Here is a 23,291-nt window from a genome sequence, read left to right as displayed (position 1 = left end):
CCGGACGGTCTCAGGCCGATGCTGCCACCGTGTCGGCTACCTTTGCCCTGCGTGTGCCGAGTGGCTCGGGCCTGCCCGTGGTGGTGTCCTCGGCCGTCTGGTGCTCCATCTCCGCGTTCAGCTCGGCGCCAACGAGCACGATGGTCGTCGAGATCCAGATCCAGGTCATGAAACCGATGATGGCCCCCAACGAACCGTAGGTCTCGTTGTACTTGCCGAAGCTCGACACGTACCAGGAGAAGAGAGCCGAGACCGCGATCCAGAGGAAGGCGGCCACGCCGCTTCCCCACGTCACCCAGCGCCACTGCGCGGTGTCCCGGCTCGGACCGTAGCGGTAGAGCAGCGCGAGGCTTCCCAGGACCACCAACAACAGGATCGGCCAGCGCAGCAGCGCGATGACCCATTCCATCGAGCCCAGGTTCAGGAAGGCCAGGGCCGCCGGAATTACCACGATGCCGACGAGGGCCAGGACCACGAAGAGGAGCGCGCCGGCGGTGAAGCTCAGCGAGCGCAGGTTCAGCCAGATGAAGTTCCGCTTCTCCTTCTCGTCGTAGACGATGTTGAGCGCGTCGAAGATTGCCTTCATGCCGCCGTTGGCGCTCCAGATCGAGAGGAGGATGCCGAAGGCGGCGGTGAAGCCGAGGGTGCCGCCGCCCTTGGCCGCGATCCGCTTGACCTGTTCGCCCACGATGTCGAGGGCGCCGCTGGGAAGGATGCCTTGAAGGCTGGCGAGCTGGTCGTTGATGGTCCCGGGATCGGCGACGAGGCCGTAGATCGAGACCAGGGCGCCGATGGCCGGGAACAGGGCGAGGATCGCGTAGAAAGTGACGCCGGCCGCGACCAGCAGCACGCGGTCGTTGCCGAACTCCTGCAGCACGCGCTTGCCGATGTCCCACCAGCCCTTGGCCGGGATCTCGGTCGGGCTCTCGGCCTTGCGGCCCCGGTCCGCCTCGGTGCCGGCGACACGCTCGGCCGCACGACCCTCATGCGCCGCCGGCCCCTCCTCGGCACCCAGTTGGCTCGTGCCTCTCGCCCTTGGCGGCGAGGAGCCGCGGCGCGGGAGCGCCACGACCCCGAGAAGCGCGGTCCCGAGGATCATCGTCCACGCCATGGATGTGGCTGCGGAGGACGAGCTACGCGGAGGTGTTTTGGTAGTATCCGTCATGGGCCGGCCTGCTGGTGGTGCCTAAGCGGAAGGCTCGGCCGACCAAACAACGTGCGCATCGTCCGTTCGTTGCTGCAAGGGCTTACTGGTATTCACGAATATCGGGGTGCAGGCCAGGCGAAAACGCGGTGAGCCAAATCGCCGGAGTGATGCGACGGCATCGGACTGGCCGAACGCAGCGGGCACCGAGCTCTGCACGTCAGGGGAGCGACCGCCACATCAACGCGAAGCCCAGGAGGATCATCGCGAGCAGGAGGAGGCCGCCCGAGGCGCTGCTTCGGGGGCGCTGGTGCCAAGCCAGGAAGGTGCCGGCCAGCAGGTTGAGGGCGATGATGAGACAGACTTGCGCGATGGTCATCCGCCGGCCGGGCGGCCGGTCGTGAACCTCAGGGCAATCGCCGATAATTCCGGCGTCCTGAGATAGCCATATGACTTATGATGATTGGGCTCGCCATTCGGGCGTCGATACGCATTCACGACCGCGCTGTCGCGGACGGAGGCCCCATGCCGGTTCGGGGCGTAATCGTCAGCCAGCCCGCCAGCCACGGTGGCGATGTCCCGCCTGTCGGCCAGGTTGGTCCAACGCCCGACGTTGTTCGGCACGCGCACCTCCCCATGCTCTTCGGCGACCTTCAGCTTCACCTCTGCCAATCCCAACGGCGACCCGAGCGTCACGAAGTGGTCCACCAAGACAGATGGTTCGTCGCGTTCGAGCATCCTCAGGGCATCGTAGGCGATGATCGATCTCATCGAGTGCGCAACCAAAAGGACTGGCTGCCCGGAGCTGGCCTTGATCCGCACGCATAGGCGGCCTCGCACCTCTTGCGCGAAGCCCGTCTCGGACTGGTAGTGCCATAGATCGTCGAACCGGGTCTTCAGGATGATGTCGTCGACCGGGGTGACGCCGGTCTTGGACTGGACCCAATCCAACCCCTCGTAGACGGTCTCCAGAACCGCGTTGACGGGCTGGGTCTCGTCCAGGTCCGGCCTCGGGAACGGCCCGGTTCCAGTGTCGGGATGGTAGGGTTCCTTGTTCTCGTCCGACAGGATGGGCCGGTCGTAGCGCAGGTCGGCCCAGTAGACGAATTCGAACGGGATCTCGTCCGCCTTCGAACCGCAATTGCGCTTCAAGCCCTCGACGAGGGCGGCCTTCCACCAGCGCATCTTCTCGTCGAGCGGCGGTTTGTTCTCCAAGCCATGGATGCCGATGATCATGCCAGGCCGCTCGCCTTCGGGACGGTGGTGGTGTTCGAACCTAAGAAACGCGTGCCGCCGCCCGCGCGGCCTTCTCCCGGCCACGCGCCTCGGCCTCGTTGGCGGCCTCCTCGGCATCGTCGAGGCGCTCGGCGCGGCCCCGTGTCTCGCAGCGTTGCCGCAGGTCGTCGAGCTCCTCTTCCGTGAGGTGCTCGATGCCGATGTAGCGGTTCTGGGCCGCGCTGGCCCGGATGAGCTCGTCGAGCTTGGCCTGGATGGCCGCCCCGTCCCGGTTCTGCGAGTTCTGGATCAGGAACACCATCAGGAAGGTCACGATGGTCGTGCCCGTGTTGATGACCAGTTCCCAGGTGTCCGAGAAGCGGAAATAGGGACCGCTCACGGCCCAGGCGACGACGCAGGCTGCGCCGAGCGCGAAGGCGACCGGATGGCCTGACAGCTTGGCCACCCTTCCGGCGAAATCGCTGAAGGCACGTGAAGCGGACATGGGAGGGTCTCCGATTGGGCAGCCTCGCCCATCAATCACGCGGCGGCCGGATGCCGAGGGCCCGGATGATGCCGTACGTCGCCGCCCCGGAGGCGACGGACAGGGCCATGACGATGAGGAAGCCCTGTGGGTCGTCCGCGAGGGGTAAGCCCTTCACGTTCATCCCGAAGATGCCGGTGATGAAGGTCGGCGGCAGGAACAGCGCCGAGAGGATGGAGAGCACGTAAAGCTGGCGGTTGCTCTCCTCCGCCACCCGGGCCGCGACCTCCTCCTGCAGGAGCCGGGCCCGCTCGGCTAGCAGGTTCACATCCCTGTCGAGGGCGTCGAGCCGCTGTGAGAGCCGGGCCGCGGCCTCTACGGCCGGTCCGTGCAGGTGTCGGGCCGCGTCGTCCTCCTCCAGGCGGTGGAACACGGCGGCGAGCCCGAGCAGTTGCCGGTGCAGCCGCACCGCGTTCCTTCGGATCGGGCCGAGGCGGCGCCTGTCGTCGCCAGCATGCCCATCGAGGACGCGGTCCTCGATGCCGTCGAGCTCCTCGGCGAGCCGCTGGCCCGTGGCGGACATGGCGGCGACCACGTGCCCGACCATCGTCTCCAGGAGCAGCGCGGGCGAGAGGATGGGCTGCCCGCCCTCGACGCCGGCCCGGGTCGCGTCCGGGCTCTCGACCAAGCCCCGTCGGCCGCTGACCAGCGCGCGCGGGCCCATGACGAAGTGCAGCCGGCCGGAGGCATCGGGCCGGGCTCCGGGTCGGGGCAAGTCGGCCACCACGCCACCGACATACCCGGCCTCGACGGTCACTCTCTGATGCTCGTCGCCGCTGAACACGGCCTGGGCGAGCGGGCGGGGACCGACGTGTCCCGCGTCGACGAGATGGCTGAGATCGGTCGCCGTGAGCTCGAAGTGCAGCCACAGGAAGCCGCTGCCGAAGGCGTCGAGGTCCGGCAGCGCCTCGGCGGGGGCGAGTATTCGGCCACACCCGTCCCCATCGAAGGACATCGCCCAGAGCAGGCCGGTCAGCGGGGCCGTGGACGGGACAGCATTCATGGTGGGGCTCCCGGCCTGTCGACCTGCCTCACGCGGTCGGCACTGCCACGAGAGAGCAGTACCGGGCGAGGGCTGGATTACGGACCGGCAGGAAAGCGCGAAGGGGCACCGTTGACTTCCATGTGACGTGGCTCTCCTAACGCCGGCGGTCACGTTACCGTTGCCGCGGCGGGGGTTTGCTCCGTCTCTCGATAGGAGGAAGCGGATCGGGGCGGCAGGCACCCGCACACTTATCTGGGCGAACCGGCGCAGACCGGCGCACGACGAATTGGTCCGGGCATGGCCCACGCGGGAAGAGGCGGGTCCAGCCGGGACCGAGCGCGGCTGGTGGCAGCCGACCATCGAGGTGTTGCGCGAGGAACGTCGCAGGGCAGCCTCCCTGGAACGCGCCCGAGCGACGCGCCGGTCCGAAGGAAACTGACCGCTCGCGCCGGATCGCGTGGGGTCACGCCCTGGGGCCTGGACCTGCCGCCAGCATGCCCCGAAGCGCCGGCCGGGCGTAAGCGTCAGGCAGTCTCGTTGGCGTCGAGCGTCCTGCGGCCGAGCCAGCGGTCCGTGGCGGTGTAGCGCCGTCGTCCAGTTCCTAGAGCGGCCGACCGCAAGCGATACGCTTGCGCAGATTTTCCCGGAGCTTGCCTGGCCGGAGGGTCTCCAAATCGCCGACCTTGCCTTACCAGCGGCTGGCCTCGACCCAGCTCGGCGGGATATCGCGTGCCCTTGGGACAGAACCGACACCACGGGCGCTGCGAGCTGAAATGTCGGCCACGAAGACCGAATTTAGCCATGGCTCGACGTAAACGAGGCCGCCTCCATCCGGAATCGGCCCCGTCTTACTTCAAGTTGATCTCAAGCGGAACTTTGGGCCTGAAAGCGCAACATTGAGTCCGAGATCATGTCTCGCCGTGCCAGCCGCGTAAGCGGCATGCGATGCGCCGATGGCAGCGCTCCCCGCCGCCGGCCCACGCTCGCGTCCGCCCAGCCCTGCCGGCAAGCCACGCGGTGGCGTACGGGCGTTTCACGTGGCCGAGCCTCGATGCCACGGGCGCCCGAAAGCCGGCACGATTGCGGCCGCCGAGGAAGGCTCACCCGCGGCCGGGGACGCACGCCCGGCTCGCGACGACCCCTATCGCGTCGCCGAGGACATAGAAGCGGGCGCCCTCCCGCTCCAGGGTCTCGCGAAGGGCACGCAGGATGCGCCGGCCGGGCTCCAGTTTCTGGTTCTCGTAGTCGTTGATGGTCTTCTTGCTGACGTCGGACAACCGCGCGAAGTCCTGCTGCGTGAGGCCGAGCAGATCGCGCGCGGCCTGGCAGACGATCCCCGGCAGGCGTTCCTCGGCCGGAAGCTCGTTAACCGTGAGGAGCGAAAGGTCGAGTGGCGACTTGTTTCCCCGGTGATATAATTTTACACCCGTGGTATAATTCCATTTCGTTGATCGGGCCGGGTCGCCCCCGTGCGGATGTTCGTCCGCACCGGCGCCCTTGGCCTGTTCGGATCGCTCGGGATGGGAATGCACCATGCTCTACGCCTTCTACGGGCTCGACGGCCGCTCGGCCGCGACCCACGCCGCCCTGCTCGCGGCCTTCGCCCTCGCCGCCGCGGCCCGCCCCGCCACCATGCTGAGGATCGCCGGGTCGACGCACGGCCTGGCCCGAATCCCGGAGACGATGCCAGAGGCCCTGCGCATCGTCGAGTGGCCGGCCGCGGGGAGCGACGCTCCGGACGCGGCGCTTGTCGAGACCCTCATCGCCGAGGCCGCCGCCGAGGACCGGGACATCGTCCTGGACCTCCCGCTGGCCTGGCTCGCGCGACGGGACATCCGGGAGAGGGCGGACCTCGCGGTCGTCGCGGTGGGACCGAACCCATTGGACGAGCGCCTCGCGGCCTCGGCCATCGCCCGTCTCCTGCACGACCGCGTCGGGAGCGGGGCGGAGGAAGCCCATCCCGTCGCGGGTGAGCGCACGCCGGAGCGCCAAGCGCCCGTCTGGTTCCTCGGATGCGGACGGTCCGGCGGCGGTCCGGACACCGTCCGCTTCGAGGGCGCGATGCGCCCGCTCCTCGACCGGGGTGCGCCTGCGGACGGGTTCAGGTTCCTGCCCGTGGCGCTGCCCGTCCCGACCCGGGCCGAGGCCGCCGCCATCGCCGCGGGACAGCCCCTCGCCCGGACGCTGCGCCAGGGCATCCTGCTGCTCGCCGCCGTCGAGGCGGCCGCGGGCGACCCGTTCGCCGCGTGCCTCGACAGCGAGAGCTTCGCCCGGTCGCTCGGGCTCGGTTCGCCGACGCTGATCACCGCCGACGAGCGTCGGCTGTCCGAGCGGCTGCGCGACCTCGCCGACGGGCTGGAAGCGCTGGAGCTGGGCGGCCCGACCCTGGAGGAGCTGGTGCAGGCTCCGCTGATGGAGGCCTGGAGCTTCCAGCCTGCGCAAACTTCCGTGATCGCCGGCGTGTCGTTCGGGCACCCCACGATCCCGTCGGGCCGCCGCACGCTCACCACCGCCGTTTTCGCCACCGATGGTAGGACCTTCGCCCGGACCCTCTCGCGCCTGTACCGGCTCGGGACCCCGGCCGAGACGGCGGCCGGCGCCGCGCTCCAGTGAGGAGCGCCCGCCCCTCGCCCGCCCCGCACGCCAACCCGGAGTCGCCGACCATGACCCGCCCCTCCCCCGGGCGCCGTGCCGCCTGCCCGGCCGATCCCGCCCGTCCCTGCCCCTCGGCCGCGGCCGCGCTCCGGCGCGCGCCGCCCATGCTCCGTCTCTGGCGGGTCGTGCCGCCCCAGGCCCTGGGCCCGGCGACCGCGCGCTCGCTCCTCATGGTCCTGAGGGTGGTCGAGCCGCCGTGCAGCCGGCGGCGCTGGGAGGCGGCGCTCCGGGGCGACCCGGCCGCGATGGCGCGCGTCGCCCTCACCGTCCTGCGCGTGCACGGCGTGACCGGTCCCGCCGCCGACACGGCCGCGAGCGGCTTGCTGGTGCAGGCGCTGCGCGGGGACCGGACCGCGCCGGTCATCCTGGCGACCGCGCTCCGGCGCTTGGCGCGCCGGCGCCCGGACGACCGTCACCTGGCCGTGCTGGCGGACCGTTGGGCCGCCTGGTCGCCGCGCGTCCCGCCCGCGCAACGCGCACGGCCAGCCGGACACGGCAGCGGACCCTGACCCGCCCGGGCCGCTGGTCCGCCTCCCTCCGCTTCACGCCTCGATGGAAGGAAACCGTCATGCGCATCTGGCTCCTGTCCGACCTCCACCGTGACGTCGGGGGCGCTCCCTGGGACCCGGTCACCGTCCCGGTCGCCGACGTCGCGGTCGTGGCCGGCGATGTTTGCGAGGGCCTGCCCGAGGCGGTTCACTGGGCCGCGGAAGCCATCGGACCGCACATGCCGGTCGTGATGGTGCCCGGCAACCACTCGTTCTACCGGCGGACGCACGGGGAGGAACTCGACCGGGGCCGCGCGGCCGCCGCCGCGGCCGGCATGCACCTCCTCGAAGACGCGGTCGTCACGCTCGGCGGCGTGCGGTTCTGCGGAACCACCCTGTGGACCGACTACGCCCTCGACGGGATCGAGCGCCGGGCGGCGGCGATGGAGACCGCCCGCAGGGGGCTCAACGACCATCGGAGGATCACTTGGACGAAGCAGCCCGAGTGGCGGCGGTTTCGGCCCCAGGAGGCCCTCGGCCTGCACAAGGCCTCGCGTGCCTACCTCGACGCCGCGCTCGGCGAGAACCCGGACGGGCTGCCCCAGGTCGTCGTCACCCATCACGGGCCGGCGCCGGCCTCGGTCGCCCCGGCCTTCGCGGGGGATCCGCTCAACCCCGCCTTCGTCTCCGATCTCAGCCCCTTGATCGAGGCGCACCGGCCGGCGCTCTGGCTGCACGGTCACGTGCATGCCAGCCGCGACTACGTGGTCGGGGCCACCCGGGTCGTCTGCAACCCGAAGGGTTACGGCTCGGAGAACCCCGGCTTCTCGCCCGACCTCGTCATCGAGGTCGGGGCCTGAGTCCCGGCCCGCTCCGCGGCCCCCCCAGCAAAGGACCAGCCATGGCTTGCTACCTGCCCGCTGACTTGCCCGAGCAGGTCATTGTGCTTCGGACCCTCCTCGGCCGATTGGACCGCGTGGTTTCGGGCGTCTCGCCGACGGAGCGGGAGCTCGCCTGGGGTCCGGTCGTCGATGGATGGGCGCCCGCCGCGCTGTCGTCCCCCGCCATCCTGGGCACCGTCGGCGACCGGGCGGTCCTGACGAGGCGGATGTGGGCCCTCGACCCGCGGCTGGGATGGGCCCTGACCGAGGAAGGATGGGTCCGCCTCGGATGGCCCGGCGCGCGCTGAGCGCGGGACGCCGTGCCGCCGCTCGACCCTCGCGAAATCCCCAGCCCAAACGGATCCCTGCACCCTTGAACACGCCTCACATGCCCCCGAAGCTCGCACACCGTGTCGTGCTGCGCCACCTGCCTCGCGTCCTGCGCGCCGGGCTCGACCGCGACGGCATCTACGGGCAGGTGCCGGCCTCGCTGGCCCGGGACGTCCGGGTTATGGATCCGGGGCTCGGGGCGGTCGTCGAGGCCTGGGCCGAGGATGTCTCCGGCCACGGTCAATTCGCGCGCGAGGAACCGTCACCCGGCGATGCCGCGCCCGCGTCGCCCGGCCGAGCCCCGCGCGACGTGCTCATGCGCATCCTCGCCCGGCTCGGACGCCGGCGCGTCGCGCTGCCGCCAGCCGATCTCGCCCTGCCGGATCCTGTCGCCGTCGTCGCCTCCCTCGACCAGTATGCCGCCAGCCACGACTCCGCCATGGCGCGGGAGATGGCGGACGCCGTCCTGCTGCTCACCGCCTCCGCGGGCGACACCCAGACGGCCAAGCGCCTGGCCGCCACGGTCTGGCGCGAGATCCCCCGCATCGACGAGACCGCCGCGATCCTGCGCCTGCGGGATTTCGCTGCGGCATACGATGACGACGACGAGGACCTCGCCTTCCCGTTCGGGGGCGCTCAGGTCGTACCCGTCGCCGACGGACGATCCGAGGCCGAGCGACAGGCTTGGCGCGAGGCCGTGGACGCGGCCATCGCCCGCGCGCGGGTCGAGGCCCGCGCCCTCGCGCTCGGGCTGTCCGCCATCGCGGTCGGGCAGGCTCTGCGGTATTACGGCTCGGACAGCATCGGCAGCGTGGCGCTGAGCTTCGGCGAGAGCGTGCTCCAGCCCGTGGAGCGCCGGGCCCGGGCCGACGAGCGCATCCGCCTGGAACGGGCCGCCGAGCGCAAGCCGGGCGCGCTGGACAAGCTCAAGGCCGCCTCACCCGAGACGGACGCGGAGTTGGAGACGGCGGTGCCGGAGGGCCACGTGCTCGTGTGCCGGGGGCTCGGCGCCACCGGCGCCGGCAAGGGGCGCGATGTCACCAAGGGGTATGAGCGCGCCATCGGCCACCCGCTGCCGCTGATCCGCACGCCCGACCTGGCGGTCGTGCGCCAGATCCTGCTGAGCGAGTTCCCGCAAGCCGAGGAGGCCATCGACTTCGCCCTGCGCGACCTGATCGGCAGGCCCTTCGTCCGCCTGACCCCCCTGCTCGTCCTGGGGCCGCCGGGCGGCGGCAAGAGCCGGTTCCTGAGGCGGCTCGGCGAGCTCCTCGGCGTCGGGGTCCTGCGCGTCGACGGGTCGAACGACGCCGGGGCCTCGTTCGGCGGGACGGAACGGCGCTGGTACTCGTCCGAGCCCTGCCGGCCGTTCATGGCGGTGAACCGATTCCTCCAGGCCAATCCGCTCGTGCTCGTCGACGAGCTCGACAAGGCCCCGGTGCGCAGCGACTACGGCCGGCTCTGGGATGGCGTGATTTCTTTCCTCGAAGTCGAGACCGCGTCCCGGTTCCCGGACCCCTGCATCCAAGCCGAACTCGACCTCTCCTGGGTCTCGACGGCGTTCACCGCGAACGAGACTTGGGCGCTGCCGGGTCCCCTGCTCGACCGGCTCCGGGTGGTCGAATTTCCCGTGCCCGGACCGGAACATCTCGACCGGCTGTTGCCGGCGCTGCTCGCCGACATCGCGCGCGAGCGCGGTCTCGACGCGCGGTGGTTCCACGCCGTCGATGGGGTCGAGCTTGCGGCTCTCCGGTCCCGCTGGGGCGGAGGGTCGGTGAGGCTGCTGCGTCGCATGCTGGACGGGGTCCTGCGCGTGAGGGACCGAACCGCCCGACGGCATTGATCGGCCCCGCCGGCAGGCGGCGATGTCCGGGATGGTTCGCCGTCGGGGCGGCCCCGACCGGCTTGTGGTTCTCCAGCGAGGAAAGACAGGGTGATGCCGCAGCCGGACAAGGCGTACGACGACTTCGTGCCGTGGGTCTTCCGGCACGGCCGCCTGGACCGTCGACGCGTCGAGCGGTCGGCGGCGGCGAACGCCCGCACCCCCGTGGCGCCCGACCCGCCCGGCGGGATGCGCCTCTGGATCCTCTCGGACCTCGACGTGGATCGGGCCGGGGATGCGTTCCGGCTGCCGGAGGCCCTGCCCGCGTTCGACGCCATGCTCGTCGCCGGCAACGTCGCCGAGGGCCTGTGCGGGTCGGTCGAGTGGCTCGCTTCGGCGCTCGGCGGCCGGCATGAGGGGCGGCCCGTGATCCTGGTGCCTGGGCCCCGCGAGTACCGGACCGGGACCTCCGTTTCCGAGACGCTGCGGACGGGGCGTGAGCGGGGACAGGAATTGGGCATCACCGTCCTGGCCGACGAGACGGTGCGTCTCGGCGGCCCCGGGGATGCCGTGCACCTCGTCGGCGCGACCCTCTGGTCCGACTGGGCCATCCACGGGGCGAGCCGGGCGGGCTGCGCACGGACGCAGGCGCGCCACCGCTGGGTCGAGGCCGAGGGGATCGGGGCCGATGACGGCCGGCCCTGGGGGCCGCACGACGCGGCCGGCGCGCACGCCCGCTCCCGTGCCTACATCGAGGACGTCCTGGCCAGCATCGTGGTCCAGCGCCACGGTTTCCGCCCCACCCCGGCCTCGCTGGTCAGCGGGGTCGGCGCAGGCGACCGCGCCGTGGTGCTGACGCATCATGCGCCCTCCCCGCGTTCGCTCGCTCCCGATTGGTCGGGCTGGCTCTGCGACGAGTGGCTGGCGGCCTCGCAGGTCTCCGACCTGGAGGCCGTCCTCGACGCCTGGGGGGCGCCGGCCCTCTGGGTTCACGGTCGCGTGCCCGCTGCGGTCGACCTTCGCCTCCGTAAGACGCGCGTGGTCGCCAATCCCCGCCCGGCGCCGGGAGGGCGGGCCTTCGACGCAGGGCTGGTGGTCACGGTCTGACCGTGCCCGGTCCCGACGGCCCTGACCCGCCCGTTCCCTCACCGTCACGCCCCCTCGCGCGCGGTCAAGCTCTCCTGCCCTTCAGAGGTGATCCCATGCGTCACGAGACCCTGTGGTGCCTTGATATCGAGACGGTGCCGGACGGCGACTTGGTCCCGGCGGATTGGCCGTCCGACCAGTTCATTGCCAAGGCCATCTGGCATCGCGTGGTGGCGATTTCCGTGGTCGAGGCGTCGGTCGAGCACGTGCCGGGGCGAGGCGAGCGCTACGAGGTCCGCTGCTGCCGCAGCGGCGGCGAGGCCGGATGGGACGAGCGCAGGCTGCTCCAGGCCTTCTGGAAGCGCTTCGCGGAGCTGAGACCCCGGATCGTCAGCTGGAACGGCCGGCGGTTCGACCTGCCCACGCTCAGGCTGCGGGCGATGATGTACGGCATCTCCGCGGAGGCGTGGTACGCGACGGGCGACCGCTGGCACGGCTACACGCACCGCTATTCCTCCGAGTGGCACTGCGACCTGATGGAGGAACTCGCCGACCATGGGGCGGCGACGCGGCTCGGCATGCAGGACGTGGCGGTTGCCATGGGGCTGCCCGGGAAGGTCGGGGGGCACGGCTCCGAGGTCGCCGAGATGGTGGCGCGAGGCGATCTGGAAGCCGTGCGTGCGTACTGCGAGGGCGACGTCCTCAACCTTTTTGCACTCTACGCGCGTTGGGCCTTGCTGACCGGCCTGACGGACGGCGCCGGGCACAACGCCGCCATGGACAGCCTCGCCTCCTGCTTGGCTGCCAGCCGGGCCGAGCGGCCCCATCTCGGCGCGTTCCTGGACCGCTGGCAGTCATCCCCGCGGCCGGCGCCCGCCTTGGTTCCGCTGCCGAAACCGGGACTTGCCGGGTCCGGGCTGGAGAGATCCACCCAGGGATGAGCGCGCGAGGCGCTCGCCGCGTTCAAGGCGTTGGCGAAGTACCTGTGAGGACGGTCCCCTGCTCAGCGTCCTCGCCGACCGGACCCACCGGCACCTGTTCGCCGCGCAGGTCATCGCACTCGTCGGCAGGGGTCTCCTCACCGTGGCCGTCGGGCCGCTCGCGTGCCGCGTGGCTGGTGGCAGGGCTGCTGCTGGTTTGTGGTTGGTCGGGTCGTTCGCTGAGGACCTCTGCCCGCAGGCGCCACGGCGCTCCGCCTTCTGGTCGTCGCACTTCGTCCTAGGTTTCGGGCTCGCCGGCGTCATCCTCGCCCTGCCGATCTAGCGGCACGCGCGAGGGCGCCAACTCCCGGTCGAGGACCCTGGCCCCTTGCACCGCCACGCCAAGGCGACCCACGCCGCCCTTTACCCCCGCTCCTCGTCATCGTGGGTCCTGGTGTCGCCAACGCCTTTATGCGCGGCGTCGACCTGAGCGGCATCGACAGCCTCCCGAAGTTCGGCGACCCGGACCTTGAGCCCCCTGACGCAGTGGCACGGCCTCGCCGCGAACACGCTGACGGCGGGGCCCTCTTCCGCGCCGTCGCCGCGCTCGTGCACCATGATCCCTGGCGCGACGCGGTGCTGCGCCGCATCCCGCTCGGTCGCCCGGCGACGGGTCGTCCCGGCGGACGACGAGGCCACGCTGTCATCCCGCAGCGACGGGGCCGAATGCTGCTCGCCGCCGACGGTCCACGGAAGAGATCCGAGGCTTCGTGCGTGGCGGCAACCACGGGCCTCGGATGTGGTTGGTCCGCTGCGGCACCTCGAAGCGAAGGGTCGTCGTGCACATCATCATCCGCTCCGGCATCACCCTGCCGGCCGTCGCCCTGCCACTGACAGGGGTGACCGCGCCCGAAGCCCAGGCGCGGTCCACGAGCGCGCAACGCCTGGTCCGGGTCATCGACACGGACCAGGACGGGACCATCGACCTGACGGAGGCGCGCTGCGGCTCGCACCCCCTTCGCCGGAGCGGATCGCGACCGGGACGGCCGACGCCAGGGAACTCCTCGGCTTGCTGACCTCCCGTGAGCTGAAAGCCGCCGATCCGGACCGCGCCGGCACGCTAAATAAGAAGGAGTTCCTAACGGTCATCGAGCAGCGGTCCAGGCGTGCGGATGCCGACCGCGACGGCACGCTCGACGCGCGCGAACTCGGCACGAGGCCCGGCAGGAGCCTGACAAGGCTGCTCCGGTAGCGGGAGCGCCAGGGTGGTTCCTCGACCTCCCGTTCGGGTGAGAGGGAGAACACGGTCGCCGCGGGTCGGCGACCGGCGGCCCGCGCGACGCCCCGCCAGCACTCCGGCGCGCAGCGGGCTTGTGGTGGTCTCGGGCGGGAATGCTTCCGTGTGCCTGAAACGGCACTCCGGCCGCGTTTCGACTTCGGCGCACAAGCTTCGCCGTTGTCTCCACCCGGCCCTGCAGCATAGTGGCAGCCCAACCCTGCCTGCGTGAATTCCCGATTTGCTGCGCGAAGGACCAAGTCTTTGACGTGGAGGATGTCGGTGGCGCTGAGCGTCCTGCTCGCTGCCCCTGCCCAGGCTCAAGCCGCGACGGTCGCCGGGCACGGCGCTTCGACATGCGCACGGTTCAATGAAGCGATCCGATACAACCCAGCCCTTGAGCGCGGGCATTCCGCTTGGGCGCAGGGCTTCGTGTGCGGCGCGCTCATGCGCGTGCCGTGGGGAATCGACGGGGACGTTGACCTATTTCCGGGGTCGATTCCTGCTGCGAACCGGACGAATGTCCCTAACCATGTCCGTTCGGACAATGCGGTCGAGTATCACATGGCAGCTCGGGCGTTACATCGACAGCTCCGCCCTTCGAGGACCTGATGCTGATTTTGCTACGGCCCGCAACTTCGGAACCGGTGGCACGCACGTGTTCCACATGACCATGCGCAAACCGCTTGCGGCACGGGCGGCGTTCGCCCGCATCTCGAAATTCGCCGGGGTCCGCCGCTCCCTGACGGCGTGCGCGCTTGCCGGGCTCTGCACCATCGTCCTCGCGCAGGCCGCGGCGGCGACCTCCGACGATGACGACGACTCCGTTCCAAAGACGGAAAAGTCGGGCGAGCTGGAGCAGCCGACGATCAGCGGCCCCCTGAAAGCGGACCCGCGTCCGGCCTCCTTCATGGCCGGCCCAATCGGAAAGATAAGCGTGTCCGGGGTCGTGACCGGCTACGGCGTGCTGCAGGGTAACCCGGCCTCGGATGACCGAACAGGTCGCGTCGATTTCAGCAATCTCCAGATGATCGTTCAGAAGGCGGACGGACCGGTTCAGTTCTATGTCCAGACCGGCATCTACTCTATCCCGGCCTTGGGCCTGCCCAATTCGAGCGCGATTGACACGACCTCGCAAACGTATGGGTTCGTTCCCCTCGCCTACGCCAAGGCCAAGCTCAGTGACGAGTTTTCCCTTCAGGGCGGCCAAATGCCCTCGCTGTTCAGCGGCGAGAGAACGTTCACCTTCCAGAACATGAATGTCGAGCAGGGCTTGCTCTTCTACCAAGCCAACAACATCAACAAGGGCCTGCAGATCGCTTACAGCAAGGGACCCACCGTGATCACGGCGTCGCTGAACGATGGCTTTTATTCCGACAGGCTGACTTGGCTCATTGGTTCGGTTGTTTACAAGTTTGACGAGGAAAACCGGGTGAGCGTCAGCGCTGGTGCGAACCTTGATCGCTCTGCCCGCGACACTGTCGCAACTCCGCTACTGCAAAATAACAGCAGCATCTATAATCTGACCTACGGGTACAAATCCGGGCCGTGGATCATATCGCCTTATGTCCAGTTCACCCACGTGCCTCGTGACTTTACGCTCGGCATCAACGACACTGCCTCCACCTACGGGGGCGCTCTGCTTGCGAGCTATTCGTTCACGCCTCAGATATCCCTTGCTGGCAGGATTGAGTACATTGCTCAGTCTGGCAAGAAAAGCATCGGCGAAACGAGCCTTCTTTATGGACCCGGGAGCAAGGCGTTCTCGGCGACCATAACGCCAACCTTCCAAGTCGACCGCTACTTCGTCCGTCCCGAGTGCTCGTATGTCAGGGCGGTCAACGCCACGTCCGGCCTGGCCTTCGGGAAAAACGGAGATAAGAAGCGGCAGGGTCGTTTCGTTCTCGAAACAGGCATTTTGTTCTAGCGCTCATCTCGAAGGTGTGGCCCGCGCCGCAGAAGCTCACGGGGCGCGGCGGACCCGCGGGACCCGCGGCGCGGCGCCTCGGCGGACCGCCCGGGGTCCTCGCGGCAGGGGCGACGGCGGCGCGGGGCCGATGGATGGTGCCGCGCGTCTTCGGGCGGTGCGGCGTGCGCGCAAGGATGGGACCGGATTCAGGCGCGAAGGCCGACCGAACCATCGCGGAACGCCACCGTGCCGGGCGCCGACGGCCGGCCCCGCGCGGTCGGTCGCCAGGGCCGTCCGGACTGAAGGCGTTTCCGTGTGAGAGGTGAGGTTTGGCCGGCGTCAGCAACCAGCCGAAACGCGCGGAGGTCCGGGCGGTTACAAGGCAGGGGCCTCGGCGAACAGGAGTGGCGACTTGCCCATCGAGCCCTCGCGGCACGCGGCACGCGACAGGGGCCGCCATCGCGTCGCGCGTCTGGAAACCGGGCGCCCGGGGCAACCGGCCGAAGGCTTACAAGGAAGGCAAGCGGGTGTAGTCTGCGGCTCGCTGCCCGGCCCCGTCCGGGTGGGCCAACATGGATCCAGTGCCAATGGGCACGGTCGTCAGGTGGGCGGTGGTCTCGGTCATCGTTCTGTGGCCCGGCGCCGTAGGCGCCTACTCGAACGTGGGGGCGCGGGCGCCGCGCCGCTCAGCCCACGGCCCGCCTTCGCGCGGGCGACCGACCGGGTCCCGGACGCGACAGGCAGTGTCATCGAGCCGCCCGGACGCGGCCGGGTGCCGAAGCCGGCGACCCGGCCGGCCTTGCACCCGTCACCCGGGCATTGAGCGCCAACCGGTCGCCGGCTTCGCGGGCGCCCGAACCGGCCGCACCGGCGAAACGCGCGGGAGAGGCCGTCCTTCGAGCCGGTCCGGTCGCCCTCGACGCCCGGTGTCGGCGCCGGAATCCTGCCGGTCAATGCTGCTCGTGGAGGCACTCGCCGTGGTCGGCCAGCACCTCGATCACGCGGCACTGCTCGATCCGGCCTCGTGCGCACTGGTCGATCATGGCCTGGATCTCGGTCCGCAATCCTGTCAGCCGGGCGATCCGGTCATCGATGTCGGCGAGATGCCGGCGCGCGACGGCGTCCGCCTCGTCGCAGGGGCGGTTCGGCTGGTCGGCGAGCGCCAGCAGCGTCCGGATGGCGTCGACCTCGAACCCCAGTTCGCGGGCATGCCGGATAAAGCGCAGCCGGCGCGCCGCCGCCTCGTCGTAGGTTCGCTGGTTCCCCTGCGTCCGCTCCGGCCGGGGCAGCAGTCCCGTCTCCTCGTAGTACCGGATGGTCGGGATCTTGACCCCGGTTCTCGCGGACAATGCACCGATGGCGAGCGGCTTCATCGAATCCCCTTGCTCCTCTAGTGGCTAGAGGGATTAGCACCCTTCCCATCGACGCGGAAGGTGCAGGATGGATACGCTGCTTCGCAATCCCGATGAGGTCCCGGAGCCCCGGGGATCCGACGTGCCACCGACCCGGCTACGCGTCGCCGGCATGGATTGCGCGTCCTGCGGGGCCAAGATCGAGACCGCCATCCGCCGGCTGCCCGGCGTCGAGGACGTGGCGGTCTCCGTGCCCGCGCGAACGGTGACCGTCGCGCACACGGGCACGGTGAGCCGCGCCACCCTCTCCGCGGTCGTGGCCTCGCTCGGCTACGCGGTGTCGGACGCAGGCGCCGCGTCGTCCGCGCACGGCGCCCAGAGCGCCGACCGGGCTGGCCGGGCGGTCGGCTCCGACGAGATCCCTTGGTGGCGCAGCGGGCGCGGGCTCCTGACCCTCGCCTGCGGTGCCGCCCTCGCGGTGGCGTACGCGGTCGGGCGGGTCGCACCCGCGGGTGGGCATTACGCCTTCCTCGCCGCGCTCGCCGTCGGCCTCGTGCCCGTCGCGCGGCGCGCCGTGGCCGCGGCCCGGTTCGGAACGCCGTTCTCCATCGAGACGCTGATGACCGTGGCGGCCGTCGGCGCCGTGATCATCGGCGCGACCGAGGAGGCCGCCACGGTCGTGTTCCTGTTCCTCGTCGGCGAGCTCCTGGAGGGCGTTGCCGCCGGGCGCGCCCGCGCCTCGATCAACGATCTGTCGAGGCTGGTACCAAGGACGGCCCTGCTGGAGACGGACGGTCGCGTCGAGGAGGTGCCCGCGGGCGCCCTTCAGGTCGGCGCGACCGTGTTGGTTCGTCCCGGCGACCGCATCCCGGCGGATGGCGTCGTGACGGATGGCGAGGGCGCAGTGGACGAGGCCCCCGTGACCGGGGAGAGCGTCCCGAAGCCGAAGGCCCGGGGCGACACGGTCTTCGCGGGCACCATCAACGGCGACGGGGCCCTTCGGATCCGCGCCACGGCCACCGCGCAGGACAACACCATCGCCCGCGTGGTGCGCCTCGTCGAGGAGGCCCAGGAAGCCAAGGCCCCCACCGAGCGGATCATCGACCGATTCGCCCGCTCCTACACGCCCGGCGTGGTCGCGGTCGCCGCCGCGGTGGCGGTCCTGCCGCCGCTTCTCCTCGGCGCCCCATGGGCGGAGTGGGTCTACAGGGGCTTGGCACTCCTCCTCGTCGGCTGTCCCTGCGCCCTGGTGATCTCGACCCCGGCAGCCATCGCTGCCGGCCTCTCCGTGGGGGCCCGGCGCGGGCTGCTGATCAAGGGCGGCGCGGCCCTGGAAAACCTCGGTCGGGTGACGGTCGCCGCCTTCGACAAGACCGGGACCCTGACCGAGGGTCGTCCCCGGGTCACGGACGTGGTCCCGCTCGGTCGGTCGGAACGGGAGGTGCTTTCCCTTGCGGCGGCCCTGGAGACGGGCTCCGCCCACCCGCTCGCCAAGGCCATCCTGGCGAGGGCGGCGGACGCCGGGGTTCCCATCCCCCCGGCCGCAGGCGCGCGGTCCGTCGGCGGCCAGGGCGTCACCGGCCGCGTCGGGGGCGTCGAGCTCTTCCTCGGCTCGCCCCGTGCAACCGCGGGGCGGGTACCGCCCACACCCGAGCTCGAAGCCCGCGCCGCCGCCTTGAACGCGGAGGGCAAGACCGTCTCGGTGCTCCTGGCCGACGGCACGGCGGCCGGGCTGCTCGCCATGCGCGACGAAGTGCGGCCCGACGCCCGCGCCGGCATCGACGCGCTCGCCGCCGCGGGCGTACGCGCCATGATGGTCACGGGCGACAACCAACGTACGGCGAACGCCGTTGCCGGAGCGTTGGGGATCGAGGCCCGCGCCGAGCTCCTGCCCGAGGACAAGCAGAGCATCGTCCGGCAGCTCCAGGGTGCCGGCGAGATCGTGGCGAAGGTGGGTGACGGCATCAACGACGCCCCGGCGCTCGCCGCGGCGGACGTCGGCATTGCCATGGGTGGCGGCACGGATGTGGCCCTTGAGACAGCGGATGCCGCCGTCCTTCACGGACGGGTTCGCGACGTCGCCCGCATGGTCGACCTGTCGCGCAGGACGATGCGCAACATCCGGCAGAACATCGCCCTGGCGATGGGCCTGAAGGCGGTCTTCCTCGTGACCACGGTCGCCGGCCTCACCGGCCTGTGGCCGGCCATTCTGGCCGATACCGGGGCGACGGTGCTCGTGACCGCGAATGCGCTCCGCCTCCTGAAGGCCCGAATCTGAGCCTGCACGCGCCCCTCGCACGCGGCTCCGGGCACACCCGTGAACACCGCACCGTGCCGCGGACCGTAGCCCCGACCGGCAGGATGCCGGAGCCGAACGTTGCGCCGGGCAAGCCGTCGAGCCGAGCCAACAAGGATACCGTAAGAGCCATGACGCCGCACGACAGCCACGCCGGCCCCGACCACGACCATGCGGGCCACGATCACGAACCCGGTGGCCACCAGCACGGGCCGGGGCACGTCCACGCCCCGGCGAGCTTCGGCCGCGCGTTCGCCATCGGCATCGCGCTGAACGTCGGCTTCGTCATCGTGGAGGCAACGTATGGCGTGCTCGGCAACTCGGTGGCCCTCTTGGCGGATGCCGGACACAATCTCTCGGACGTGCTCGGCCTCATCGTGGCCTGGGTCGCGATCATCCTGTCCAAACGGGCCCCGACATCGCACTATACGTACGGCATGAAGGGCTCCTCGATCTTGGCGGCCCTGTTCAACGCCGTGTTCCTGCTGGTCGCGGTCGGGGCCATCGCCTGGGAGGCGGTCCAGCGCTTCGCCGAGCCCGCCCCCGTCGCCGGCAAGACGGTGATGATCGTCGCCGCCATCGGCATCCTGATCAACGGCGCCACCGCCTGGCTCTTCGCCTCAGGTCGGAAGGGCGACATCAACATCAAGGGCGCGTTCCTGCACATGGCCGCCGACGCCGCGGTCTCGGCCGGTGTCGTCGTCGCCGGCCTCGTGATCCTCTACACCGGCTGGACATGGCTCGATCCGGTGGTCAGCCTCTGCATCGTGGCCGTCATCGTCTGGAGCACGGGGGGCCTGCTACGCGACAGCGTGCGGATGTCGCTCGCCGCGGTGCCGCCCGGCCTCGACCCGGCAGCGGTGCGCCGCCACCTGGAGGACCTGGCCGGCGTCGCCGCCATCCACGACCTGCACATCTGGCCCATGAGCACCACGGAGGTCGCCCTCACGGCCCACCTCGTCATGCCGGGAGGCGCCCCAGGCGACGCCTTCCTGATGCGGGCGGCGCGCGAGATGCGGGAGCGCTTCGGCATAGGCCACGTGACCCTGCAGGTCGAGACGAGCGAGGCCGCCGCCTGCGCGCTCGCACCCGAGCACGTGGTCTGAGGCCGGCATGCAAGCCTGGCCCTACACCTTGATCCCCGCCGCGGCCGCCATCATCGGCGCGGCGGTAGCCGTCAACCTTCGACCCGGTCCCGTCCTGGTCAGTGCCATCCAGCACTTCGCCGCCGGCGTCGTCTTCGCGGCGGCCGCGGGCGAGATCCTGCCCGACCTCAAGCATGCCGGATCGCCCTGGGCCACGCTCGTTGGCGGCGCGCTCGGCGTCGCGGCGATGCTGCTGGTACGGGAGCTGGAGACCCGCGTGAAAGGGCCGGTCGGGCTGATGTCCGTCACCGGCATCGACATCCTGGTCGACGGCCTCGTCCTCGGCATCGCCTTCGCGGCCGGTGCCAAGGCCGGCATCCTGCTCACGGTGGCTCTGACCATCGAGGTGCTGTTCCTGGGCCTGACCGTCGCGAACGAGCTCGGCGAGGGCGGCGCGTCGAAGCGCAAGGTGGTTGGCCTCACCGCGGCCCTCGTGCTGCTGCTGCCGCTCGGGGCCTTGCTCGGCGGGCCCGTCGGTTCCCTACCCGCCACCGTCCAAGCCGGCTTCCTCGCCTTCGGCCTCATTGCCCTCCTCTATCTCGTCACGGAGGAGTTGCTCGTCGAGGCGCACGAGACCGAGGATCGGCCCTGGGTGACCGCGATGTTCTTCGCAGGCTTCCTGCTGCTGTTGCTGCTCGACGAGTTGGTCGGCTGAGGGGGGAGGCCGAAGCCTTGGATTGCATCGACGGAGCGAGCCCGCCTTCGCGCGAGACGCACATCCTCCTCGTCGAGGATGACGACGGCATGCGCATGCTCGTCGGCCGCGCGCTGCGCGAGAGCGGCTACCGCGTCACCGGCTGCCGGAGCGGGGCGGAGATGTGGCGCCTGCTGCCCGGGGGCGGCGTCGACCTCATCCTCCTCGACGTCATGCTGCCTGGGACCTCGGGGCTCGACCTGTTGCGAGCGATCAGGGCGAAGGGCACCGTCCCCGTCATCATACTCAGCGCCCGCGCCGAGGAGGCCGACCGGGTGCTCGGCCTCGAACTCGGGGCCGACGATTACGTCGGCAAGCCGTTCGGGCGGCCGGAGCTCCTGGCCCGCATCCGCGCGGTGCTGCGCCGCGCCGCCGTCGCGCCGACCCCGACCGCGACGGCGTGGCCGGAGACACTCGCCTTCTCGGGCTGGCGGCTCGACCTGCGCAGCCGCGCATTGACCGATCCGCAGGGGGCCGCCGTCGACCTATCAGGCGCGGAGTACGACCTGCTCCTCGTCTTTTTGGAGCATCCCGGGCGCGTGCTCGGCCGCGAGCAGATCCTGGAGATGAGCCGCGGCCGCCTCGCCGCGCCGTCCGACCGCAGCGTCGACACCCTCGTCAGCCGACTGGGACGCAAGCTCGAACCGCCCGAGGGCGCAACGCCCCTCGTCAAGACGGTGCGCGGCTCGGGCTACATACTGGGCGCCAAGGTCGACCGGGCATGAGGGGTCTGGTCGGCCTCGCCCGAAGCCTGGAGGGCCGCACGGTCGCCGTCCTGCTGCTGGCTGTCCTCGCGGTCCATGGCGGGGCCCTGATGCTCTACCGCCGCTCGGCCGCGGTCGCAGCCGACGAGGCGTTCGCCACGGAGGTCGCCCGCCAGCTCGTCCTGGCGCGTGAGTCCGTCCTGCGACGCCCGCCGGACGCACGCGGCACAGAGGCCAAGGCGCTTTCGTCGGCTCACTTCGAGATCGGTTGGGACCGGGAGGCACCGGTTGCCGGGGGCGAGGGCACCGACCCCGAGCTCCGCGACTTGCGCGACCGCCTCCTCGAACTCGAACCGGTTCTCGGCCCGGGTCTCGACCTCGCACTTGCGGCGCCGGACGAGCCGCTCCACCAACAGGACCTGCGCGGGACCTCCCCGCTTCCGGACGGTAGCGTCCTGACCTTCCGGTCCGCCCACGCACCGGGCCTGGTTCGTATTGCTCCCTGGGCATTCCTGGCGACGGCCATGGCCGTCCTCGTCGGTGTGGCCGCCGTCGTCCTGATGCACCGGATCGCGGGACCCCTGCGCGCGCTGACCCGCGCCACCAGCCGGATCGGACAGGGCATGGTCGTGAGCGTTCCCGAGGTCGGCCCGGACGAGACGCGCGGGATCGGCCGGGCGCTCAACGCGATGCAGACGCGCATCCACGCGCTGGTCGCGGAGCGGACGCAGGCGCTGGCGGCCGTCTCGCACGACCTGCGCACGCCCATCGCGCGGCTCCGCCTGCGCCTCGACCGGGTCGGCGACGCCGAGGAGCGCCGCGCCATGGCCGACGACCTCGACGAGATGCAGGCCATGGTCGACGCGACGCTGGCCTACCTGCGCGGCGATGCCGACCCGGAGGCGCGGCAGGTCACGAACGTCGCCAGCGTCCTGATGGGCGTCTGCGACGCCTCGGCGGACGCGGGTCGGGACGTCGCGTATCAGGGACCGGGCCGAGCGCTCGCGACGGTCCGGCCCGTGGCGTTCAGGCGTGCCTTGGAGAACCTCGTCGACAATGGGGTGCGCTACGGCTCACGGGTGCGCGTCGGCCTGGGCATCGAGGAGGCCGAGCTGGTCGTGCAGGTCGATGACGACGGCCCCGGCATCGACCCAGAGGACGTGCCCCGCGCCTTCGAGCCGTTCGCCCGGCTTGAGGGCTCACGCAGCCGCAACACGGGTGGGACCGGCCTCGGCCTGACCATAGCCCGGCGGGCCATCGAGGCCGAGGGCGGCACGCTCGGCTTGGCCCCCAGGCCCGAGGGCGGCTTGCGGGCCGAGGTCCGCCTGCCCAGGGTTGGCCCCAGGGGCTGACACACTTCGTCACGAACGCGGCGAACGGGAGACAAAAGGTTTGGCTATCTCGTCCTTCGATGCGGCTTCGGCCGCCGGGAGAAGGAAGACAGACCGATGACACGCATGCCGGCCATCGTACTTGCCGCAGGGATCCTGGCCGCGGCCGCGGCCCCCGCGCTCGCCGTGGACGGGCACGGCAACGCCTCGAACCCGGAACGGACGGTCCCGAACACGGGCAACGTCTCGGGCGGCCCGACCCACCGCGACGACCCGCGGGTGCGCGAGGCCGAGGAAGCCGGGAAGGACGGCAAGCCGGCGCACCGCGCGAACGACGGCCATGCCCACGGCCACGGCCACGACGGGAAGTAAGGCCATCGCGGGAGGGCGCCGTGATGCGGATGCTGCCGTCACCGGTGGTTTTCGCGCGTCTCTCCGCCGGCATCGGCTACGCCATGGCGGGCGAGGCGGACGCCCCTTCCACCACAGCCGGTCGCGGTGCGGTCCCGCCCCTCGC

Annotated in this window: 24 protein-coding genes; 16 read left to right on the top strand and 8 right to left on the bottom strand. The window is 71.0% G+C overall.

The features are described 5' to 3' along the window. Window positions 1-10 precede the first annotated feature (10 nt). From DK389_RS21375 to DK389_RS34430, 6 genes are all read right to left on the bottom strand, one after another. Window positions 11-1,165, bottom strand: coding sequence for a YihY/virulence factor BrkB family protein (locus tag DK389_RS21375; RefSeq protein ID WP_109892614.1), 1,155 nt, complete (start codon window positions 1,163-1,165; stop codon window positions 11-13). 199 nt (window positions 1,166-1,364) lie between these two features. Continuing rightward, entirely contained in the window at window positions 1,365-1,523 is a 159-nt protein-coding gene (locus tag DK389_RS32690; RefSeq protein ID WP_162560756.1) for a hypothetical protein, read from the bottom strand. Beyond that, on the bottom strand, window positions 1,520-2,380 hold the full coding sequence (locus DK389_RS21370) for a lipase family protein (protein WP_109892612.1): 861 nt from the start codon (window positions 2,378-2,380) through the stop codon (window positions 1,520-1,522). The genes DK389_RS32690 and DK389_RS21370 overlap by 4 nt, the downstream gene beginning before the upstream one ends. Before the next feature lie 40 nt (window positions 2,381-2,420). After that, complete coding sequence (locus tag DK389_RS21365; protein ID WP_109892610.1) at window positions 2,421-2,864, bottom strand: low affinity iron permease family protein; 444 nt, start codon at window positions 2,862-2,864, stop codon at window positions 2,421-2,423. 31 nt (window positions 2,865-2,895) lie between these two features. Then, window positions 2,896-3,906 (bottom strand): transporter, encoded by a 1,011-nt coding sequence (locus tag DK389_RS21360; protein ID WP_236960225.1) that lies wholly within the window; start codon window positions 3,904-3,906, stop codon window positions 2,896-2,898. Window positions 3,907-4,988: 1,082 nt separating this feature from the next. Next, entirely contained in the window at window positions 4,989-5,423 is a 435-nt protein-coding gene (locus tag DK389_RS34430; protein ID WP_236960222.1) for a helix-turn-helix transcriptional regulator, read from the bottom strand. Between DK389_RS34430 and DK389_RS21350 the strand changes: the two genes are divergently transcribed. The 7 genes from DK389_RS21350 (at window position 5,422) to DK389_RS21320 (ending at window position 12,088) form a co-directional block, all read left to right on the top strand. Then, entirely contained in the window at window positions 5,422-6,501 is a 1,080-nt protein-coding gene (locus DK389_RS21350) for a hypothetical protein (protein ID WP_109892608.1), read from the top strand. The genes DK389_RS34430 and DK389_RS21350 overlap by 2 nt on opposite strands. 50 nt (window positions 6,502-6,551) lie before the next feature. Continuing rightward, on the top strand, window positions 6,552-7,052 hold the full coding sequence (locus DK389_RS21345; RefSeq protein WP_109892606.1) for a hypothetical protein: 501 nt from the start codon (window positions 6,552-6,554) through the stop codon (window positions 7,050-7,052). 59 nt (window positions 7,053-7,111) lie between these two features. Continuing rightward, complete coding sequence (locus tag DK389_RS21340; protein WP_109892604.1) at window positions 7,112-7,891, top strand: metallophosphoesterase; 780 nt, start codon at window positions 7,112-7,114, stop codon at window positions 7,889-7,891. Window positions 7,892-7,932: 41 nt separating this feature from the next. Then, window positions 7,933-8,220, top strand: coding sequence for a hypothetical protein (locus DK389_RS21335; RefSeq protein ID WP_109892602.1), 288 nt, complete (start codon window positions 7,933-7,935; stop codon window positions 8,218-8,220). Window positions 8,221-8,285: 65 nt separating this feature from the next. Further along, window positions 8,286-10,082, top strand: coding sequence for a P-loop NTPase family protein (locus tag DK389_RS34425; RefSeq protein WP_236960220.1), 1,797 nt, complete (start codon window positions 8,286-8,288; stop codon window positions 10,080-10,082). A 93-nt stretch (window positions 10,083-10,175) separates the two neighbouring features. Next, window positions 10,176-11,168, top strand: a complete 993-nt coding sequence (locus tag DK389_RS21325) for a metallophosphoesterase family protein (RefSeq protein ID WP_109892600.1) — start codon at window positions 10,176-10,178, stop codon at window positions 11,166-11,168. A gap of 95 nt (window positions 11,169-11,263) precedes the next feature. Beyond that, window positions 11,264-12,088, top strand: coding sequence for a ribonuclease H-like domain-containing protein (locus DK389_RS21320; protein ID WP_109892598.1), 825 nt, complete (start codon window positions 11,264-11,266; stop codon window positions 12,086-12,088). Between the two features lie 402 nt (window positions 12,089-12,490). On the opposite strand, the gene DK389_RS35305 is transcribed toward DK389_RS21320, so the two are convergent. Further along, the gene (locus DK389_RS35305) at window positions 12,491-12,766 is read right to left on the bottom strand and encodes a hypothetical protein (RefSeq protein ID WP_162560755.1); all 276 of its coding nucleotides are present in this window, start codon (window positions 12,764-12,766) and stop codon (window positions 12,491-12,493) included. Window positions 12,767-12,906: 140 nt separating this feature from the next. Between DK389_RS35305 and DK389_RS32680 the strand changes: the two genes are divergently transcribed. From DK389_RS32680 to DK389_RS21305, 3 genes are all read left to right on the top strand, one after another. Next, window positions 12,907-13,143, top strand: a complete 237-nt coding sequence (locus DK389_RS32680; protein WP_162560754.1) for an EF-hand domain-containing protein — start codon at window positions 12,907-12,909, stop codon at window positions 13,141-13,143. Then, window positions 13,137-13,319 carry a penta-EF hand family protein gene (locus tag DK389_RS21310; RefSeq protein WP_109892596.1) on the top strand — a complete coding sequence of 61 codons (183 nt, stop codon included), beginning with the start codon at window positions 13,137-13,139 and terminating at the stop codon, window positions 13,317-13,319. Before DK389_RS32680 ends, DK389_RS21310 begins: the two co-directional genes overlap by 7 nt. A gap of 691 nt (window positions 13,320-14,010) precedes the next feature. Next, complete coding sequence (locus DK389_RS21305; RefSeq protein WP_236961027.1) at window positions 14,011-15,270, top strand: outer membrane beta-barrel protein; 1,260 nt, start codon at window positions 14,011-14,013, stop codon at window positions 15,268-15,270. Between the two features lie 932 nt (window positions 15,271-16,202). On the opposite strand, the gene DK389_RS21300 is transcribed toward DK389_RS21305, so the two are convergent. Then, the gene (locus tag DK389_RS21300; RefSeq protein ID WP_109892592.1) at window positions 16,203-16,625 is read right to left on the bottom strand and encodes a MerR family transcriptional regulator; all 423 of its coding nucleotides are present in this window, start codon (window positions 16,623-16,625) and stop codon (window positions 16,203-16,205) included. A 67-nt stretch (window positions 16,626-16,692) separates the two neighbouring features. Here DK389_RS21300 and DK389_RS21295 point away from each other — a divergent pair, with 67 nt between their 5' ends. The 6 genes from DK389_RS21295 to DK389_RS21270 all read left to right on the top strand — a co-directional run bounded on the left by DK389_RS21295 (window position 16,693) and on the right by DK389_RS21270 (window position 23,146). Then, entirely contained in the window at window positions 16,693-18,882 is a 2,190-nt protein-coding gene (locus tag DK389_RS21295; protein WP_418291959.1) for a heavy metal translocating P-type ATPase, read from the top strand. Between the two features lie 149 nt (window positions 18,883-19,031). Further along, the gene (locus tag DK389_RS21290; protein WP_109892590.1) at window positions 19,032-20,006 is read left to right on the top strand and encodes a cation diffusion facilitator family transporter; all 975 of its coding nucleotides are present in this window, start codon (window positions 19,032-19,034) and stop codon (window positions 20,004-20,006) included. A gap of 7 nt (window positions 20,007-20,013) precedes the next feature. Then, complete coding sequence (locus DK389_RS21285; RefSeq protein WP_109892588.1) at window positions 20,014-20,700, top strand: ZIP family metal transporter; 687 nt, start codon at window positions 20,014-20,016, stop codon at window positions 20,698-20,700. A 17-nt stretch (window positions 20,701-20,717) separates the two neighbouring features. Further along, the gene (locus DK389_RS21280) at window positions 20,718-21,464 is read left to right on the top strand and encodes a response regulator transcription factor (RefSeq protein ID WP_418291958.1); all 747 of its coding nucleotides are present in this window, start codon (window positions 20,718-20,720) and stop codon (window positions 21,462-21,464) included. Next, a complete protein-coding gene (locus DK389_RS21275; protein ID WP_109892586.1) occupies window positions 21,461-22,795 on the top strand; it encodes an ATP-binding protein in 1,335 nt (444 codons plus the stop codon). The genes DK389_RS21280 and DK389_RS21275 overlap by 4 nt, the downstream gene beginning before the upstream one ends. A 96-nt stretch (window positions 22,796-22,891) precedes the next feature. Beyond that, entirely contained in the window at window positions 22,892-23,146 is a 255-nt protein-coding gene (locus DK389_RS21270) for a hypothetical protein (protein ID WP_109892584.1), read from the top strand. Window positions 23,147-23,291 lie beyond the last annotated feature (145 nt).

The organism is Methylobacterium durans, assembly GCF_003173715.1.
GTDB classification, from domain to species: Bacteria; Pseudomonadota; Alphaproteobacteria; order Rhizobiales; family Beijerinckiaceae; genus Methylobacterium; species Methylobacterium durans.
The sequence above is the reverse complement of the archived record's forward strand: the minus strand, read 5'-3'. Positions and strand labels throughout refer to the sequence as shown.

Bases quoted from the DNA above. Each gene is read 5' to 3' on its own strand.
- DK389_RS21375 (WP_109892614.1), bottom strand. From the start codon at position 1,165: ATGACGGATACTACCAAAACACCTCCGCGTAGCTCGTCCTCCGCAGCC.
- DK389_RS32690 (WP_162560756.1), bottom strand. From the start codon at position 1,523: ATGACCATCGCGCAAGTCTGTCTCATCATCGCCCTCAACCTGCTGGCC.
- DK389_RS21370 (WP_109892612.1), bottom strand. From the start codon at position 2,380: ATGATCATCGGCATCCATGGCTTGGAGAACAAACCGCCGCTCGACGAG.
- DK389_RS21365 (WP_109892610.1), bottom strand. From the start codon at position 2,864: ATGTCCGCTTCACGTGCCTTCAGCGATTTCGCCGGAAGGGTGGCCAAG.
- DK389_RS21360 (WP_236960225.1), bottom strand. From the start codon at position 3,906: ATGAATGCTGTCCCGTCCACGGCCCCGCTGACCGGCCTGCTCTGGGCG.
- DK389_RS21350 (WP_109892608.1), top strand. From the start codon at position 5,422: ATGCTCTACGCCTTCTACGGGCTCGACGGCCGCTCGGCCGCGACCCAC.
- DK389_RS34430 (WP_236960222.1), bottom strand. From the start codon at position 5,423: ATGGTGCATTCCCATCCCGAGCGATCCGAACAGGCCAAGGGCGCCGGT.
- DK389_RS21345 (WP_109892606.1), top strand. From the start codon at position 6,552: ATGACCCGCCCCTCCCCCGGGCGCCGTGCCGCCTGCCCGGCCGATCCC.
- DK389_RS21340 (WP_109892604.1), top strand. From the start codon at position 7,112: ATGCGCATCTGGCTCCTGTCCGACCTCCACCGTGACGTCGGGGGCGCT.
- DK389_RS21335 (WP_109892602.1), top strand. From the start codon at position 7,933: ATGGCTTGCTACCTGCCCGCTGACTTGCCCGAGCAGGTCATTGTGCTT.
- DK389_RS21325 (WP_109892600.1), top strand. From the start codon at position 10,176: ATGCCGCAGCCGGACAAGGCGTACGACGACTTCGTGCCGTGGGTCTTC.
- DK389_RS21320 (WP_109892598.1), top strand. From the start codon at position 11,264: ATGCGTCACGAGACCCTGTGGTGCCTTGATATCGAGACGGTGCCGGAC.
- DK389_RS21305 (WP_236961027.1), top strand. From the start codon at position 14,011: ATGACCATGCGCAAACCGCTTGCGGCACGGGCGGCGTTCGCCCGCATC.
- DK389_RS21300 (WP_109892592.1), bottom strand. From the start codon at position 16,625: ATGAAGCCGCTCGCCATCGGTGCATTGTCCGCGAGAACCGGGGTCAAG.
- DK389_RS21295 (WP_418291959.1), top strand. From the start codon at position 16,693: ATGGATACGCTGCTTCGCAATCCCGATGAGGTCCCGGAGCCCCGGGGA.
- DK389_RS21290 (WP_109892590.1), top strand. From the start codon at position 19,032: ATGACGCCGCACGACAGCCACGCCGGCCCCGACCACGACCATGCGGGC.
- DK389_RS21285 (WP_109892588.1), top strand. From the start codon at position 20,014: ATGCAAGCCTGGCCCTACACCTTGATCCCCGCCGCGGCCGCCATCATC.
- DK389_RS21275 (WP_109892586.1), top strand. From the start codon at position 21,461: ATGAGGGGTCTGGTCGGCCTCGCCCGAAGCCTGGAGGGCCGCACGGTC.
- DK389_RS21270 (WP_109892584.1), top strand. From the start codon at position 22,892: ATGACACGCATGCCGGCCATCGTACTTGCCGCAGGGATCCTGGCCGCG.